The following is a 17046-nucleotide window of genomic DNA, read 5'->3' as shown; positions in this document are numbered from 1 at the left end:
CACCAAAACGTTCCGCGCAATGTCAGCATGTGGTTACGCGGTTCGCCGTACCAGTTGGTGGCGGACGTCGATCCAACTGTCGCGTAGTAGTTTTTGTCGAAGATGTTGTTGGCGTTGTACGTGACGGTCCAATGCTCATCAACCCGATACTCAGCCAGCGCATTCCAGACTGCATAACCTGCCTGACTGAAATCGTAGGCATTGGTTGCGCCATTGGATGTCACCTGTCCGCGGAAGTAGTTAGAGCTTTGCAGATTCACACCGCCGCCGACTTTGAAGTCTGACAATACCCCCGACAAACGGTAGGTCGAGAACATCTTGAACAAGTGTTTAGGGGTCTGCGTACTTAACGGCGCATCGGCATTCTTGTTGCGGTTCATGTTGAAGGTGTAGCCCGCCATCAACATCCAGTCAGGCATGATTTCACCCGACACTTCCATATCCACACCCTTGCTCACCACTTCGCCATTGCCAATCCAGCAGCAACTTCCTGAGAAGTCAAAATCCCTGACAGGATAGCTCGGATCTCGCACCCCCTGATTTTCTCGTGTGGAGTAGTAGAGCGCGATGTTGGTGTTAACCAGCCCTCCAAACAACTCGCCTTTGACGCCTGTTTCGTAGGTTTTGCCTTCCAGTGCATCAAGCGAAGTACCAGCACCAGAGAGCAAATTGACCTGAGGTTTGTAGATTTCCGAGTAGCTACCGTAGACCGACCACTCATCATTGAGGTCGTAAACCAGGCCGCCATACGGGGTGACCTTAGTCGGCTCGCGCCGACTGATGTCTGACTGGATAGCCCATACCGTCCCCACGCGAGTCTGGTAGGTCTGCTCGAATTTGTAGCGTTGAACCCGGGCACCCAGTATCAAGTGCAATGGCTCGGCCAACTGCAAACGCAGGCTGCCATACAGGCCATATTGAGTCTGGTTATTGGGGTTGTAATCGCGCGTATAGTCGCGATTGTTGGCTGGCTCAGGAAAGGGTGTCGTGGCAGGATCGAAAGGGTTCACCACGCCGACCGCCGTCGGGAATCTGGTTGTACCCAGCCAGCGGCTTTCGATTTCCTGATAGTCGCCCCCCAGCACCAGGTCATGTTGCAGGCCGAACATCTCGAATGTACCAGACAGATTGGTGTCCCACATCCGCTGCTGGTTTTCCTGCTTCACCGAGCTGCCGAACCAGGTCAAGCCCAGTCCGGTCGCTTGATTGACCCCTACGCCGCTCACCGTAGAGGATTTGAAGTAACCCACGTCCCAGAGATCGGTGTAAGACACGTTGAGCTTCCAGTCATCGGACAGCTTATGGTCAATCTTGGCGAATACCTCGCGGCCGGTGGCATCGGTGTAGGACCAGTTCTGCCCCAGGCCTGTGCTGCGAGGCAGGCCAATATCTGAACCATCGAGATAGCGAGGTACTGAACTCTGAGTGCCGTTTTCATGAGACTTGTTGTAGCGGATACCGGCAGTCAGCATGGTGTCGTCAGTGACGTCTGCTTCCAGCACACCGTAGACAAAAGGCTTTTCAGTGCTGCGGTTATCGACGAAGTACTGTCGATCGGTGTTGGCGACCACCATGCGCCCACGCAACTTGCCGTCGAACGCGATAGGCCCGGTGACATCCAGCTCCTGACGGTAGTTGTCCCAACTGCCTGCTGATGCGGTGAACTTCAGCTGAAACGTATCCATCGGGCGCTTGCGCACCATGTTGACAATGCCACCTGGATCGCCTGTTCCCCCGAACAGCGCTGCCGAACCGCGCAGGACTTCAATATGATCAAACTCCGCCAGATCGTAGACGTTTGAAGAATAGAAGCTGCCCAGCGAACTACCCTGCGCCATTGGCGCCGCACCATCGAGCTGAAAGTTCTGGATCGTGAAACCACGCGACAGGATGTCGAAAGTCCGGTAGGTATTGTTTTGTACCGAAATGCCCGGCGTTGCCCGCATTGCATCGTTGATATCCGTCATCTGCTGATCGGCCATCAACTGCTGGCTGACAATCGAGATCGACTGCGGTGTTTGACGCAGGCTGGTTGGCGTCTTGGAGCCAACACTGGTCAGGCCGGTGGTGTATGAGCCTGAGTTCTCAGTGGCCTGGCCCATGCCCTGCCCCTGAATGCTGGTAGCTCCCAGTTCAACAATTGCATCGTTGCGCCGTGAAATTATCAGCGTCGAGCCTTGTTGCTGATAAATCAGGCCACTGCCATCAAGCAGGCGCTGAAGTGCATCCAGAGGTTCAAGGTTGCCCTTTATGGCAGGTGCATTGCGCTGGGCGACAACGCTGTCATCTACCGCAATCGTCAGGCTGGCGGTTTCGCCCAATTGCCGCAGTGAAGTGGCCAAGGGTTGCGAGGGCAAATCAAGGGCAACGGGCGCAGCCAAGGCATGACCCGTAAGGGCCAGAGACATGGCAACCACAAGATTCTTCAGCGGATGAAAGAGCATTGGGTCTTCTCGTTATAGGTAGCAGATACCTAATGACGCGCTAGCTGGAAAAAACCCTGATGTGCAAACAAGAATTATTTTCGTCGTGGCGCTCAACGTGCGCGTAGGTGAGTAACGCCTTTGCTCTGCTCGACTTCTACCGCGGCGATTTTTGGCAAAGCCGACAAGAAACTGTCGATGTCGGAAAGCTGCACCACCGCCGTGATCAGTGGCGATTTCTTTCCTGCAATGCTGCGGACCGGCTGCTCACGATGACGAGACAGACTGTCAGCTATCTCGGCCAGATCCGCTTGGGTAAAGATCAACCGGCCATGTTCGAACGCAAACGCATTGGTGGCAGGAATAGTCAGCCGTTGCAGAGGCTGGTCGCGACGAATCTCAGCCACCTGCTCCTGAATGAGTTGCAGGCTCGAAGCATCACTGTCGACCTGAACCTTGCCCCTCTCCACGCTGACCCGCAGCCGGTCATCAAGCCTGTTGACCACGAATCGCGTGCCTAACACCGTCACCCGCGCCAACCCGGCGTCCACCACAAACGGACGATCGGCAGCGTGTGCAACGTCAAAAATCACCTCCCCCTGCAACACAAAAACCTGACGCTGCAACCCTTCGTATCGCACCTGCACACGCGTATTGGCACCCAGAATAATCTCGCTGCCGTCGGGTAAGCGCTGCTTTTGTTTCTCGCCCCAGCGGGTATAAAACTGCTGCTCGTAAACCCCGGTTCGGCTCCAGTAGCGCCATGCGAGACCGCCGACCAGCAACCCTCCCAGACCCAGCAAGCTGTTACGCATAAAGGTGCGGCGACTGCTACGTATCTCCATTGACTGGGCAAGGGCCTGGGTTTTGCGGGTCGAGGTGAAGTCGCCCCATAGTTCGCAGAAGGCCTGGTACTCGACACGATGCTGGGCGTCGGCGCGAAGCCAGATATCAAACCGCGCTCGATCAGGGTGATCGTCAGGAACGTCGAGCAAACGAGTAAACCACCGTGCAGCTTGCTCTCTTGGCGAACTCACGAGCAAAGCGTCTCACGAGCCGCCCGCAGGTCGAGTAAGGCACGCATCAGATGACGCTCAACCATGCTCAGGCTGATATTAAGCATGCGGGCGATATGTACCTGGCGATGACCTTCAATTCTCGCCAGCCAAAACACCTCGCGGCAACGTGGCGGCAGGCAATCCAGAATACGTTGCAGGGCTTCAAGACGCTGCTGCAGATCAGCAAGATGCTCTGCTGAGGGCGCGAACTCTTCGTTCACGTTTTCATGCGTCAGGTATGCACCGTCATCATCGGTCAGGGGCTGGTAGCGGGAGGCGTCGCGGTAGTGGTCGATCAACACGGAATGAGCAACGCGCCGCAAATAGGCGTTGGGCTGTTCGATGGTGATTCGCTGGCTGGCCAGCATGTAGCGAATAAACGCGTCGTGGAGAATATCGTAAGCGCTGTGAACGCAACGCGTCTGCCGGCTCAGACTGAGCAACAGATCAGTGTAAGCCCACCGCAGGTTGATACCGTTCCAGTTCATCCGTTCTATCCATGCTGGCGGTTGGACTTACCTGTCAGCAACAGGCGTCAGCCACTCGGATCGCAAGGATAAAAGCTTTAATGAAATAGCGCAAATAGGAAGCATTACTATTTGCGCTATCAGGTTCAGACGGGTAGACGGTTCAGCACAGAATTACTGCTGATATTGCTCGTACTGTTGACCCGGAATCGGTTTGAGGTTGACCTCAACCCGACGGTTCTGAGCGCGGCCATTCACATCAGCGTTACTGGCAATCGGCTGATCAGGACCTGCACCACGCACGGACAGGCGGGCAGGATCAACGCCTTGAGACGTCAGATAGGTGCTCACGCTCTGTGCGCGTTGCTGAGACAGGTCCATATTGTGTTGACGCGAACCCGTACTGTCGGTGTAACCAACGATCTCGATGTTGTTCTGATTGAACTGTTTCAACGAACCCGCGAGGTTGTTTAGCGGCGAGTAGAAGCTGCTGGCGATCGCCGAAGAATCGGTGGCGAAAGTGATGTTGCCCGGCATGATCAGCTTGATCTGATCGCCTTGGCGCTGAACTTCTACGCCCGTGTTGGCCATGCTTTCGCGCAGCGCTTTTTCCTGTTTGTCAGCGTAGTAACCGTAGCCGGCAGACGCCGCACCGACGACCGCAGCGCCAATCAAAGCCCCTTTGCCGCGATTATTGTGATCGATGGCTGCCCCGGCCAGAGCCCCTGCCAACGCACCCAGTCCGCCGTATTTGGCCGTTTTGCTGACACCGCCAGAGTTCTGAGCCTGGCCCTGATTGTCATAAGGATTTTGCGACGCACACCCGGAAAGCATTGCCACGGCAGTAGCGACAATAATCAAACGACGCGAGGTAAACATGGAAATGCTCCTGAATTCTATGAACAGTAAGTCCTCGGACTTGTGACGAAATTAGAGCATGGCAGCCCTCATAAATTCCTTAACCCTGCCTGAACAGCGCTCAAGCCCGAACGAACGGATTCTCACGCATTTCATCGCCCAGCCGTGTGTCAGGACCATGCCCTGTAACAACCGTAGCCTCTTCATCCAGTGTGTACAAACGCTGCTTGATCGAACGCACGATGGTCGCCTGATCCCCACCCCACAAATCCGTACGACCAATACCGCGACGGAATAAGGTATCCCCGGCAATCAACAACCCGGCATCGGCAAACCAGAAGCTCATCGAGCCAGGCGTATGACCCGGTGTGTGCAACGCCACGCCAAAGCCGCAGGCCAGCTCCTCATCATCGGCCAACCAACGATCCGGCGGCGGCACCGGCGTATACGGCACGCGAAATACCTGACATTGCGTCTCAAGGTTGTCCCACAGAAACTGATCCTCTTTATGCAGATGCAACGTCGCCCCGGTCTTCTCCTTCAAGAGCCCCGATGCCAGAAAGTGATCCAGATGCGCATGGGTATGGATGATGCTCACGACCTTCAGCTCCAGCGCTGCCAGGCGAGCCAGAATCAACTCATGATTGCCGCCCGGATCAACCACGATGGCTTGTCGGGTAATCGGATCGCCAATGATCGTGCAGTTGCACTGCAATGGGCCAACGGGGAATGTTTCTCTTATCAGTGTGGGCTTTGCGGGTTGCATGGGGGGCCTGCGAGGTTAATAGATCAATCAGTATTGAAGACTACCGACCGGAAGCCCTCAATTGCTCTCAGACGTTGCGCCCTTTAGCTCACAGTTCGTGCTGCCTGTAACGCCACTGGTATGTACGCTGACATGCCGTGTCTGGAAGCCTGGCGTCTCAAGCATTTGCTCTTCAGATTTGCTGTTCGCGGTAGCGACCTGGTACGTAATTGATCCATCCTCGTGCCAAGCCAGCCGAAGGGAAAAGTCGCCGTTCGTATCAAGCGCCTTGAAGAACGTTGAACGCACGATCGGTTTGTCATTCAAGTGCGTTCGCACGCTGAAAAGTCGCGTGTCCCCAACAGGTTTGGTGGGTGAGCTGGTGAGGAACATGCTGTAGTCCTCTTTATCGTCCTCGGCCGCAGCCAGCACGACAGAGGGAACCCATGCGTCGCCCAGGTTGTTTTTCTCGACGTGCACCTGGCAGAACAACTCACCTTTAGACAGAACGTTGTGTCGTACCAGCGTGTGGTATTGGCCGTAAGGAACATCGAAGCTTTGGGAAATTTTCAGCGGTACTGGCTGGCATGCCTGAAGCATCCAGACTGGCGTAAGACCGATGAGCACCTTGACGGCTAAACCTGATTTTTTAGCGGTGCAATCAATGTGCATCGAGCTGCCCTGGGTGAAGTAGTTTTCTGAGAGTGCGCATTTTAGTCGGGTGATTGGCGATCGTCACCGAGCAAAGGGAAAAATCGTTGCGAACGCCTCGGGTCAAAGTCTTCATGTCAGCCGGAGCCCAACAGCATCCTGAAAATCGAAGTCCCGGAGGATTGGGGGGTTACCAACATCGATGAGTGATGGCTGAGCTTCAGAATCGGAGCGGTCGGCTGAACATCAGCTCAACAAGCCAAGTTCCTGTGCCCGGGCCACGGCCTGGGTTCGGCGCTCGACCCGAAGTTTGCCATTGATATGGCTGGCGTGGGTTTTGACGGTGTGCAGCGAGATGAAGAGCTGATCGCTGATCTCCTGATTCGAGCAACCCTGGGCGATCAACTGTAGAACGCTGAGCTCCCTTGCGCTGAGGGTGTCCATGACAGGCAATGCATCGGGGCATTCCTTGAGCTGGGTGCAGGCCATCATTGGCAGTCTTTCCAGCAGGGCATCGCGCACCACACAAGGGGCGACTTGCAGCAGTTGCTCGCGCAGCCAGGCAGGATGATGCTCAATCAGCTCATGAAACGGCAGCAACGCCCCGCCCGTTGCCGCGAGCAGACTCTGACCAAATAGAGCGCGGGCCTTCGCTTCGTCGCCGGTGCCGATAAGCAACAGCATCTGCTGGATCAATGCAGTCAGGTTCAGAAGTTGACCATCGACGCTACGCGCATGACTCTCCAGCTGTTTGAGGCGTTGCGTGCACGCGTCAACCTTGCCCTGAATGCGCTCCAGTGCAGCGCACTGCAACTCGACATAGTGCGGCAGTTGCGGATGACACTCAGGTGAGGACGCTGGCGTATCGCCGCTGTAGGTCTGGGTCAGCCGCAGCAGCCAGGCTTCGGCCAGATCGAATCGGCCTTGCGCCAACCACAGCTCGCACTTGACCAGCGTGATCATCGCCAGATAGTAAATCGACGGCACATCCCAGATATGCATCAGCCGCTCGGCTTCGGAAAGCTCCGCAAATGCCTCGGCAAAACGCCCTTCCCGCCCCAGCAGCCCCGCCATTACGCAGTGGCCGATCAGCACACTGATGTCTCGACATGCCCGAGCTTCGGCAAGACCGGCCAGTAGCTGCACGCGACCGGTCTCATACTGCATGCGCAGGGTCAGCAAATAGCCTTCATAAAGCGTGAGTCGCGCACGGACGGCGTATAAGCGTTGCGCAGACAAGCCCTTCAGCCGGTGCAGCCCGTGGCGAACCTCATCAAGCGCGCGCAGGATTTCCCCCCGAGCCTGCAACGCACGGGCGCGATCATAATGCGCGAGGGCTTCGAACAAGGGATTGGCGACCCGCTGCGCCAGCTCCAGAGCGTCACGGTTCAAGGCACGCGCACGCCACAGGTCGCCTTCGGCAATCGCCAGATTGGCCAGGGTCGACAAGCACATCAAGCGCTGGCCATAACGTTTTCGCGGCAGACTGAGCAACGCCTCGCTGCAATAACGCTGAGTCTTTTCAGTGTCACCTCGCCCGCGGGCAATAATCCCGCTCAGGGCCAGCCACTGAGCGAGCATTGATTCTTGCGCCGTGGCAGAAGGTGCTGGCAGAAAACGACTGAGATGCTCGGCCAATTCTTCGGCGGCATCAAGCTGACACGCCAGCCCCAGCGCCCAGGCGTACAACACAATCAGCCTCGGCGTACTGATCAGCAGGCTGTCGGGCAAATCCATCTTCCAGCGTAACAACATGCCGACGTTCTGCTCAGCCAGCAGTTGCTCTTCGGACAGGTTCTGGACCAGATTGGCCGCGACGTCCAGGTGCCCGGCCCGCAGTGCCTGTTCAACCGCTTCGTCGAGCAAGCCCTGTTCGCTGAACCAGCGGCAAGCATTCAGGTGCAAACGATTTTGCCGGGGGCCTTCCTGAGCCTTGGCACGTAGCAGATCAGAAAACAGATGGTGATAGCGGTACCAACGGCCATGCTCATCCAGCGGTACCAGAAATACTTGATGCGCCTGTAGATAGCCCAGCAATCGCACGCTGTCATGGCTGTCCCTGACCGCATCGCACAGTTCGAAGCAAAAACGCTCCAGGCATGCGGTGTCATACAGAAAAGCCTGCACATCGTCGGGCAAGCTATCGATGACCTCTTCGAGCAAGTAATCGCGTATCAGACCCTCACCGCCATGCAGTGCTTGCGGCAACTCGCTATCGGTCCCCTCTTCAGATGCTGCCAGCAACCAGAAACGCAGCCCGGCCACCCATCCTTCGCTGCGCTCGATGAGGCTCTGCAGCGCATCGGCACCGAGCGAGTTGCTGCGCTCACCCAACAGGGATAGAGATTCGGCATGCGTCAGACGCAAGTCCTGTTCGTTGAGCTCCACTAATTGCCGCGAAAGTCGCAAACGCGCCAGATGCCACTCAGGACGCTGGCGACTGGTGACCATGATGATCAAACCAGCAGGAAGATGATTGAGGAAAAACTGCAGACAGCGATCCAGCACCGGGCCCTGGGCCAAATGGTAATCGTCCAGCACCAGCAGAACTGGCTTGCCCAGCATCAGATGCATCGACAACTCATCGAGCAGACCGTCGAGCCACTCTTCAAAGGCGAAGGGCTGATGCCGCTGACGCATCTTCAATAACCCAAGCGCCTGAGCACCCAGCTGTGGGAAGAACTGCTGCAACGCTGCTAGCAAACGCTCCAGAAAACGCCCCGGATCGCTGTCGCGCGAGCTAAGACCCAGCCATGCACTTTGCCAATCCTCAGGCAGGTTCTGGCAAAACTCGATAGCCAGTGAACTCTTGCCGAAACCGGCGGGCGCGCTCACCAAGAGCAGCCGTCCGGATAACCCGGCAGCCAACCGCGTACATAAACGGTGACGAGGCACGTAGCCGTCAGGCAGAGGTGGTCGGAAGAATCGCCCCTCCAGTGCGGGGACCGCGTTGCCTGCGAACACTTGCAAACGGGACAGATCAGTCATGGCCGGCTCTTGATCGGCTTGGCGAATGCTCTGGAGACTAGACGGTAAATCAGTCGTTTTGAAGGCTGCGCGGGAAAAGACTGTAACAATTTCCCTACAATCATTGACTCGAATACACAGCCATAAAAAAGCCCCGGTGAAGGGGCTTCATGCGCAAATGATCGGTAGGAGTGCCCCCGCCGTCATCCAGACGCCGCGCAGTGGCACAGCAAACACGATCCCTGTAGGAGCGCACGAGCACCGCGAGGCCGCGATGGCGGTGCATCAAACACAGATAGCTATCGCTGCCTCGCGGCAAACATGGCCACTGTAGGAGTGAGCTTGCTCGCGATGGCGTCAGGACAGATGATAATTTCTCAACAGTTCGACCGCTATCGCGAGCAAGCTCACTCCTACAGGTCCAATTGCGCTGTGTCAGAAAGAACCTTCGCAGCCTTCAGCAGTTCCTGGAAAAGTTGGTAACTGGAGTTAGCGAACACCCTCCTGACGCAACGCATTCGGTGTGAACTCACTGGTAGTCGCAGTAAAGCCGAAATCGTACGCCCTCTTCTCTTCGTTCTTCATGCCCAACGCCAGATAGCGGCCCGATTGCAGGTCGTATATGGCTTCCAGGGCATACCACGGCACTTGCTTGTCGTAGTAGTTCTCGGCGTGAGCTTCAGCAACACGCCACAGCTGGCCACGACCGTCGTAGTGGTCAATGACCGCGGCTTGCCAGGTATCTTCATCAATGAAGAAATCACGCTTGGCATAGATGTGGCGCTGCCCTTCCTTGAGGGTTGCGGTGATGTGCCAGACGCGGCGCAACTCGTAGCGTGTCAGGTCCTGATTGATATGCCCTGCCTTGATGATGTCAGCGTACTTGAGCTTCGGATCGTCCAGCTTGTAGCTGTTGGCAGCGATGTACATTTCCTGCTTGCCGACCAGCTTCCAGTCATAGCGATCCGGCGCGCCGTTGAACATGTCCAGATTGTCGGATGTGCGCAAGCCATCAGCGGCAGTGCCCGGTCCGTCATAAGAAACCTGCGGAGCGCGGCGGACCCGACGTTGCCCTGCGTTATAGAGCCAGGCAGAACGCGGTTCGGCTACCTGATTGAGGGTTTCGTGCACCAGCAGCACGCTACCGGCCAGACGCGCTGGCGCGGTGACTTCCTGTTTGAAATAGAACAGGACATTGCCGGGGTTCTTCGGGTCGTAGTCCTTCATTTTGTCGCGGAATACAAACTGATCACTGAAATACACCAGGCTGTATGAACCGTTCGGCTGCGGCGTTGCCTGGGTCACCAGACGCTTCACGCTACCGCCACGATAACGCCCAATGTGGTTCCAGATGACTTCGGTAGCACTCTGAGGAATCGGGAACGGTACCGCTGTATCAAAGTTTTCCACACCATTGCCACCCCCTACGAGCTTGGCATTGGTGGCATTTCTCTTGATGGCAGCCGACACATCATCCGGAACCGCCGCGCCGCGATGGGACGGATAAACCGGCATCTTGAAGGTTTCCGGGTAACGCTTGAACATCGCGTACTGACCCGGCGCCAGATTGGCCTTGTACTGCTCAACGTTAGCGGCGGTAATCGTGAACAGCGGTTTCTCGCTGGCATACGGGTTGGCCAGGAAACCTTTGCTGTCCACTGCCCCGGCATTCTTCGGCATCGGGCTCCAGGCAGGAATAGTGTTGCCAGCATTCCCGGCCTTCTCCGCGCCCATTGGCGTCAGCGTAGTGCCCAGTTTTGCCGCTTCGGATTCAGACACAGCAGCCATCACGCCGGTTGCCAACAGCGACAACCCCAGCACACCGACCTGCAACAGATTTTTTGTTATTTTCATATTCATCGTCGTCCTGAAAAACCGGGCTCTTAGAAGTTCATGCCGAAGCTGAGCGACACAAAATCACGATCGTCAACGGTGGTGTACTTGCCATCGAAGAAGTTGGTGTACGCGAGAGCCGCCGTGTAAGTGTTCTGGTACTCGGCATCCAGCCCCAGACTCACCGCCTTGCGACCTTCCTCGAAGTTGCCGCCAGGACCTGGCGAATAACCTTTGACGTCATGAGACCAGGCGACGTTTGGACGCAGGTTCACCCCGGCAAATACGCTGTTGTAATCCCAGATGGCGCGCGCGCGATAACCCCAGGAATTGGCGGTGGTGAAGCCGTCGTCTTCGCAATAACGGGTAAGGTTGTTTTGCGCTGCGCCGGTGAGCGTGCCCGCGTTGAGCGTCGCACACTGACCATTAGGCAGAGGCCCAGGCCCGTAGCTCGGATCACGGCCGTAACGAATTTTCGAAGTGCTATCCAGGCCGCCTACATGCGTCCAGCCCACTTCACCCACCACGGTCAGACGTTCAGCCCCCATGACTTGATCAAAGAACTGCGTGAAGCTGGTTTGCAGCTGGGTAATTTCTTTACGGCGATAGCCCTTTTGATCGGTATCCGGGCGACCTTGCAGCACCGACACGTTCGGGTTCAGAGGGGTGATGCCTGAATACAGGATATCGGTGGTGTTGATTTGCACCGGAGCATTAGGCCGGTAGCTGAGTTCGCCGCTCCAGGCGGTGCCGGTTGGCAACGTGGTGGAGAAGCTCAGACCGTACAGATGAATGTCTTCCGGATACTCGACGTAGTAGCTGGAGTTACCCGCAACGACCAGAGGTAAAAGCGTCGGCGCCAATGCCCTGGCCGTAGCCAATGGAATACCACTGCCCACAAGTCCACCCACTAGCCCTGCGGCACTATAAGCACTGGCAGGAGCGCCTCTGCCGCTGAAAATCGGCGCGCGGCTGTGGTAATTCATGAAGTAAGCGCCAAACTCGGTGTCCAGCGGCTCGAAGTTATAGTGCATGGCAACGCCAAACTGGCCACTGTCACGCGCATCCCGGTCAGGGCCACGACGTACGACTGCACCTTCATCCGGGTTGCCGAACGACACACCGCGCTGGCCAAGGGTGTTGAAGATCGCGCCGCGAGCCCCAGCAGGTAACCCGGCAGCAGTCAGTGAGCTGTTCAGTCCACTCCGACTGCGCAACACCGCCAGATTGTTATCGCAACCGTCTGAAATCACGTCGGGTTGCGAAAAGAACGTACCGCAGTTATCGGTAACAGTCTGGTCCCACTCAAGCTGGTAGAAACCTTCTGCCGAAAGATTCTCAGTGATGCTTTGCGACAGGTAGAACATATTGACCGGAATCAGGCCTTCCTTGATTTCGGCCCCGGGACGACGGAACGCAGACACATCGACCGGGTTGATGCTGTTGATGCCGCCCTGGATGAAAGTACTTTCACCCCAACTGACCACTTGTTTACCGAAACGCACCGAACCTGGCTCATCGCCGATGCTGTAGTTGTGGTAAACGAAAGCGTCGAGAATCTGTCCACCGGAAGACTTGGCGCCTTCCTTGCGATTGGAGTCGCTGATGTCCTTGAACTCCCGGCCTTCGTCCTTGAGCTCAAAGTCGTACCAGTACTTGCCTCGCACAAACACACCCGTGTCGCCGTACTTCAACTCAAGATCGTGAATGCCCTTGAAAATTTTCGAAAACGTTTCACCGCGTTTGAAATTCAAGTGGCCGTCATCGGATGTTTGCGACAGGCCATGCCCGCCGTTGTTCGAACCGATGAGATTCTTGTTGGCGTTTTCGGTGGACCAACTGGCGCCCACGGAGAGCGACGAGTCGAACTTGCCTTCGATTTCGCCAATGTTGAAGCTGACGCCGAAAGCAGGACCGGCGAGCGTAGAAGCGAGGCTGACAGCTAAAGGCAATTTTGCCCGCCGCCAGAACTGGTTTGCTGATGTCATCGACGCTACTCCATGTGTTTTTTATTGTTTTGGCAGTGGTACTGCAAAAAACGGACAGCCGATCTTTCGACAGACAGTCCAGCGCTCATCGGGTAACCCGGAAGGTTACAACGATTCGCCTTGTCATTGGTTTTTACGCAGCCCCTCCATCGACTATAGTCAGCCCGACGCACTGCTTGATCCCTCTAAAGTGTGATTTGTGGCGCTAAACGCTCTGTTATGCACTTGTCGGGGATTCTGTGCTGGCCCTGCAGGAATGGCTTTAGCCGGGAGGGGCGGCATTCCTGGCGAAGGATATTTAGCGAATCCCCCGAAGCCCTCCCGGCTAAAGCCGGTCCTACAGATTGCGTAGAAGTTTTCAGAGCGTCGACAAAAACGCGCTATTGGTGCTCTGCCATTCGGCGATGTCCAGGCGCATTCGCTTCTTGTCGAGTTTGCCGACGCTGGTCTTGGGAATTTCAGTAACAACCGCAATCTGATGCGGGATTGCCCACTTATTGATGTGGCCCAATTCAACGAAAGGCTTGAGGTGCTCTTTCAAATCCTTGGCCTCAACGCTGTGCCCGTCACGCAACACCAGCAATGCAAAGGGTCGCTCTCCCCACTGTGGATCAGCGATGCCCACTACCGCGACTTCGCGAACTCCGGGATGGCGACTGCACAGGTCCTCCAGCGCAAGGGAGGAAATCCATTCGCCACCGGTCTTGATCACATCCTTTATCCGGTCGCGGATGTCGATCACGCCCATGCTGTCGAGCGTGGCCACATCGCCCGTGTGCAACCAGCCACCCGCCCACATCTCGGCGCCTTTCTCCGGTTCTCGGCAATAACCTTCGCTCAACCAGGGCGCGCGCAGCACCAGTTCACCCATGGTTTCACCGTCAGCCGGGAGGAAATTGCCGTCTTCGTCCACGATTGCCGCGTCCACCAATACCCCAGGCACACCCGCTTTGATGCGGTAGGTGATTCGCTCGTCTTCGCTCCCCGCACGCAATTCGTCGTTCAAATGAGCCACCGAAATCAGCGGGCCGGTTTCCGACATGCCATAAGCAGCCGTCAATTGAATACCCCGCGCTCTGGCCGTCTCATACAGCGTCCGGTTCAGCGAGCTGCCACCAATGATGATTTTCCAGCCAGCAAAGTCGACGCCCTGCGCGCTTTTCGCGTTGAGCACCATCTGCATGATGGTCGGTACACAGTGGGAAAATGTCACTTTCTCCTTGCGCCACAACTCGACCAGAAACTCTGGGTCGTAACGGCCGGGGTAAACCTGCTTGACCCCCAGCATCGTCGCCGCGTAAGGCATCCCCCAGGCGTGAACGTGAAACATGGGCGTGATGGGCATGTACACGTCACCGGTGTTCAGCAATCCTTCGACGCTGCCTAAACCGGTTGCCAGACCCAAGGTGTGCAGCACCAATTGACGATGGCTGAAGTACACACCTTTTGGGTTGCCCGTGGTGCCGGTGGTATAGAAAGTGGTGGCGACGGAGTTTTCGTCGAAGTCTTCGAATTCATATTGATCACTGGCCTGGGCCAGCAGCGTCTCGTACTCGCCTACCAGATTCGGCAGCTCGGCGGTCTTCTCCGGCAAGTCCGTCAGCAGCAGAGTTTTCTCGACCGTGGTCAGATGCCCGGCCATGGCTTGATACAGGCCGACGAACTCGCTGTTGACCAGCACAAACTTATCGTCGGCGTGGTTCATGGTGTAGGCGATTTGATCAGGCGAGAGCCGCACATTGATGGTGTGGACCACCGCTCCTATCATCGGGATGGCGAACATGCATTCAAGATAACGGTGGCTGTCCCAGTCCATCACCGCCACGGTATCCCCGGCTTTCACGCCTGCGGCAGTGAGCACGTTTGCCAGCCGACAGACCCGCTCGATCAGCACTGGATAGGTGTAGCGGACTGTGTCGCGGTAGACGATTTCCCGGGTTTTTTCGTAACGACTGCCTGACATCAATAGCCGCTTGATCAACAGAGGATATTGATAGGCACCGTCGGCTGGCGGAATAACGCGGGTCTGCAGCATAAGAGTTCCTTTTCAAAGTACACAGGCGTGGCTTGAAATATGGACTCTAGAGCGGTACCTCGCCAGTCAAATCAGCCGAAGGGATGATTTGCGACCCGGATACTGCCTGCCCGATCTGTAAGAGGGACGGTATTTCTGACACCACGCTGTCTGGCAGCAAACATTGGATCTGTAGGAGCTGCCGAAGGCTGCGATGGCGGTGTGTCAGCATAAATGCCTCGCAGCCTTCGGCAGCTCCTACAGTTGCATCACATAGGGCAAGAATTTGTATCAATGACTCTCAGTCAGCGCCAGCTTCAAGCCCAATGCCACCAGTACCCCGCCCATGGCCCGATCAAACCAGTGGCCCATGCGTGCAAAGCCTGCGCGCACGCGCTCCTGGCTGAACAGCCGCGCCACCAGGCAAAACCAGAGGCCCGTCGCAACTGCCAGATAAACGCCATAACCCGCTTGTACCCACATTGGCGTATGCGGGTTGATCACTACGGTGAACAACGAAAGAAAAAACAGCGTCGCCTTGGGGTTCAAGCCATTGGTGATGAACCCACTGGTGAATGCACCACGGGCCGTGCGCTCGCCTGTAACAACGTTGACAGGCGCATCACCGGGGCTTGCAGGTTTTGCCCGCAGCGCTTTTATGCCGATGTACAGCAAATAAGCCGCTGCAGCCCACTTGAGCGCGTTGAACAATACGATGGACTGCGACACGATCAAACCAATCCCAAGCAACGAATAGCCGACATGCAGGAAGATCGCCGTACCCACGCCCATGGCGGTATAGGTGCCCGCCTTGCGTCCGTGGGCGACGCTTTCACGTACAACCACCGCGAAATCAGGGCCGGGGCTTGCGACAGCCAGCAAGTGAATCAGCGCAACGGTAAGAAACTCAGCCAAGTACATGGGGCTACTCCAAAAAATAGCTGGCCAGAAGGCAAGCATTCCAAAAATGTAAGCAAGCGTTTCGCTCTGGTAGGCTAGCCACATTAAGGCTTCAATACGTCCATTAACAGGTACAGCTGATGAGCAATCACGGTAAGGCAGTTTTTCTCGACTACACGTCGTTGGATCTGGGCGATCTGGATTTCAGCGAGCTGCGTGAATGCTTCAGTGAACTGACGCTGCACACCAGCACCGGCGCGGATCAGGTGATCGAGCGCCTGCAAGGTGCGCAAGTGGCAATCAGTAACAAGATCGTGATCGATTCCAACACGTTCGCGGCATGTCCTGACCTGAAGCTGGTACTGGTGACAGCCACCGGCACCAACAACATCGATCTGATAGCGGCTCGTCATCACGGGGTTACCGTATGCAATTGCCACGGTTACGGCACGCCGTCGGTGGCCCAGCACACCTTGATGTTGCTGTTGGCCCTGGCGACCAGCCTGCCCGAATACCAGAAAGCGGTGCAGCAAGGTCAGTGGCAAAAGTCGAAACAATTCTGCCTGCTGGACTTTCCCATCGTCGAACTGGAAGGCAAAACCCTGGGTTTGCTGGGCCATGGCGAACTGGGTAGTGCCGTCGCGAAACTGGCCGAAGCGTTTGGTATGCGTGTACTGCTGGGGCAAATCCCCGGTCGCCCTGCTCGCCCGGATCGTTTACCGCTAGAAGAGCTGTTGCCGCAGGTCGACGCCCTCACGTTGCACTGCCCGCTCAATGACGATACCCGCGACATGCTGGGCGCTCACGAGCTGAGCTTGCTCAAGCCGCACGCCTACGTGATCAATACCGCTCGCGGCGGACTGATCAACGAGCAAGCACTGGCCGATGCCCTGCGAGAGGGTCACTTGGGCGGTGCCGCCACCGACGTGCTCACAGTCGAACCCCCTACTGCCGATAATCCGCTGCTGTCAGGTGACATTCCCCGCCTGATCATCACCCCTCACAGTGCCTGGGGCGCTCACGAGGCACGGCAGCGTATCGTCAGTCAGGTGACTGAAAATGCGCTGGGATTCTTCGCGGGCAAGCCGGTTCGGGTGGTGAGCTAGGTAGTACCACTGCGTTCTGACACCGCTCTGTTGCGA

At 56.7% G+C, this 17046-nt stretch carries 12 protein-coding genes; 1 reads left to right on the top strand and 11 read right to left on the bottom strand.

Going from position 1 to position 17046, the window contains the following annotated elements; translation table 11 throughout:
* The 11 genes from H8S59_RS20475 to H8S59_RS20425 all read right to left on the bottom strand — a co-directional run.
* A partial coding sequence (locus H8S59_RS20475) for a TonB-dependent siderophore receptor (RefSeq protein ID WP_187522616.1) occupies window positions 1-2444 on the bottom strand: 2444 nt, incomplete at its 3' end.
* Between the two features lie 92 nt (window positions 2445-2536).
* Window positions 2537-3460, bottom strand: a complete 924-nt coding sequence (locus H8S59_RS20470; RefSeq protein ID WP_187522615.1) for a FecR domain-containing protein — start codon at window positions 3458-3460, stop codon at window positions 2537-2539.
* Window positions 3457-3969 carry an RNA polymerase sigma factor gene (locus tag H8S59_RS20465; protein WP_095099793.1) on the bottom strand — a complete coding sequence of 171 codons (513 nt, stop codon included), beginning with the start codon at window positions 3967-3969 and terminating at the stop codon, window positions 3457-3459. Before H8S59_RS20465 ends, H8S59_RS20470 begins: the two co-directional genes overlap by 4 nt.
* Window positions 3970-4122: 153 nt before the next feature.
* Complete coding sequence (locus H8S59_RS20460) at window positions 4123-4827, bottom strand: YiaD family glycine zipper/OmpA-like lipoprotein (protein WP_095099796.1); 705 nt, start codon at window positions 4825-4827, stop codon at window positions 4123-4125.
* 100 nt (window positions 4828-4927) lie between these two features.
* Window positions 4928-5572, bottom strand: coding sequence for an MBL fold metallo-hydrolase (locus H8S59_RS20455; RefSeq protein ID WP_187522614.1), 645 nt, complete (start codon window positions 5570-5572; stop codon window positions 4928-4930).
* A 57-nt stretch (window positions 5573-5629) separates the two neighbouring features.
* A complete protein-coding gene (locus H8S59_RS20450; protein ID WP_187522613.1) occupies window positions 5630-6223 on the bottom strand; it encodes a hypothetical protein in 594 nt (197 codons plus the stop codon).
* 225 nt (window positions 6224-6448) lie between these two features.
* Entirely contained in the window at window positions 6449-9190 is a 2742-nt protein-coding gene (locus tag H8S59_RS20445) for a winged helix-turn-helix domain-containing protein (RefSeq protein WP_187522612.1), read from the bottom strand.
* Window positions 9191-9658: 468 nt separating this feature from the next.
* A complete protein-coding gene (locus tag H8S59_RS20440; RefSeq protein ID WP_176469943.1) occupies window positions 9659-11023 on the bottom strand; it encodes a DUF1329 domain-containing protein in 1365 nt (454 codons plus the stop codon).
* A gap of 29 nt (window positions 11024-11052) precedes the next feature.
* Window positions 11053-12990, bottom strand: a complete 1938-nt coding sequence (locus H8S59_RS20435; RefSeq protein WP_095099807.1) for a DUF1302 domain-containing protein — start codon at window positions 12988-12990, stop codon at window positions 11053-11055.
* A 358-nt stretch (window positions 12991-13348) separates the two neighbouring features.
* A complete protein-coding gene (locus H8S59_RS20430) occupies window positions 13349-15025 on the bottom strand; it encodes a fatty acid--CoA ligase (protein WP_187522611.1) in 1677 nt (558 codons plus the stop codon).
* A 270-nt stretch (window positions 15026-15295) separates the two neighbouring features.
* Complete coding sequence (locus H8S59_RS20425) at window positions 15296-15925, bottom strand: LysE family transporter (protein WP_187522610.1); 630 nt, start codon at window positions 15923-15925, stop codon at window positions 15296-15298.
* A gap of 119 nt (window positions 15926-16044) precedes the next feature.
* Between H8S59_RS20425 and H8S59_RS20420 the strand changes: the two genes are divergently transcribed.
* Window positions 16045-17010: a 2-hydroxyacid dehydrogenase gene (locus tag H8S59_RS20420; RefSeq protein WP_187522609.1), complete on the top strand. Its 966-nt coding sequence runs from the start codon at window positions 16045-16047 to the stop codon at window positions 17008-17010.
* Window positions 17011-17046 lie beyond the last annotated feature (36 nt).

This window comes from Pseudomonas folii, from assembly GCF_014357575.1.
Classification (GTDB): Bacteria; Pseudomonadota; Gammaproteobacteria; order Pseudomonadales; family Pseudomonadaceae; genus Aquipseudomonas; species Aquipseudomonas folii.
Note: the sequence above shows the minus strand (reverse complement) of the source record. Positions and strands in the feature narration are given on the sequence as shown.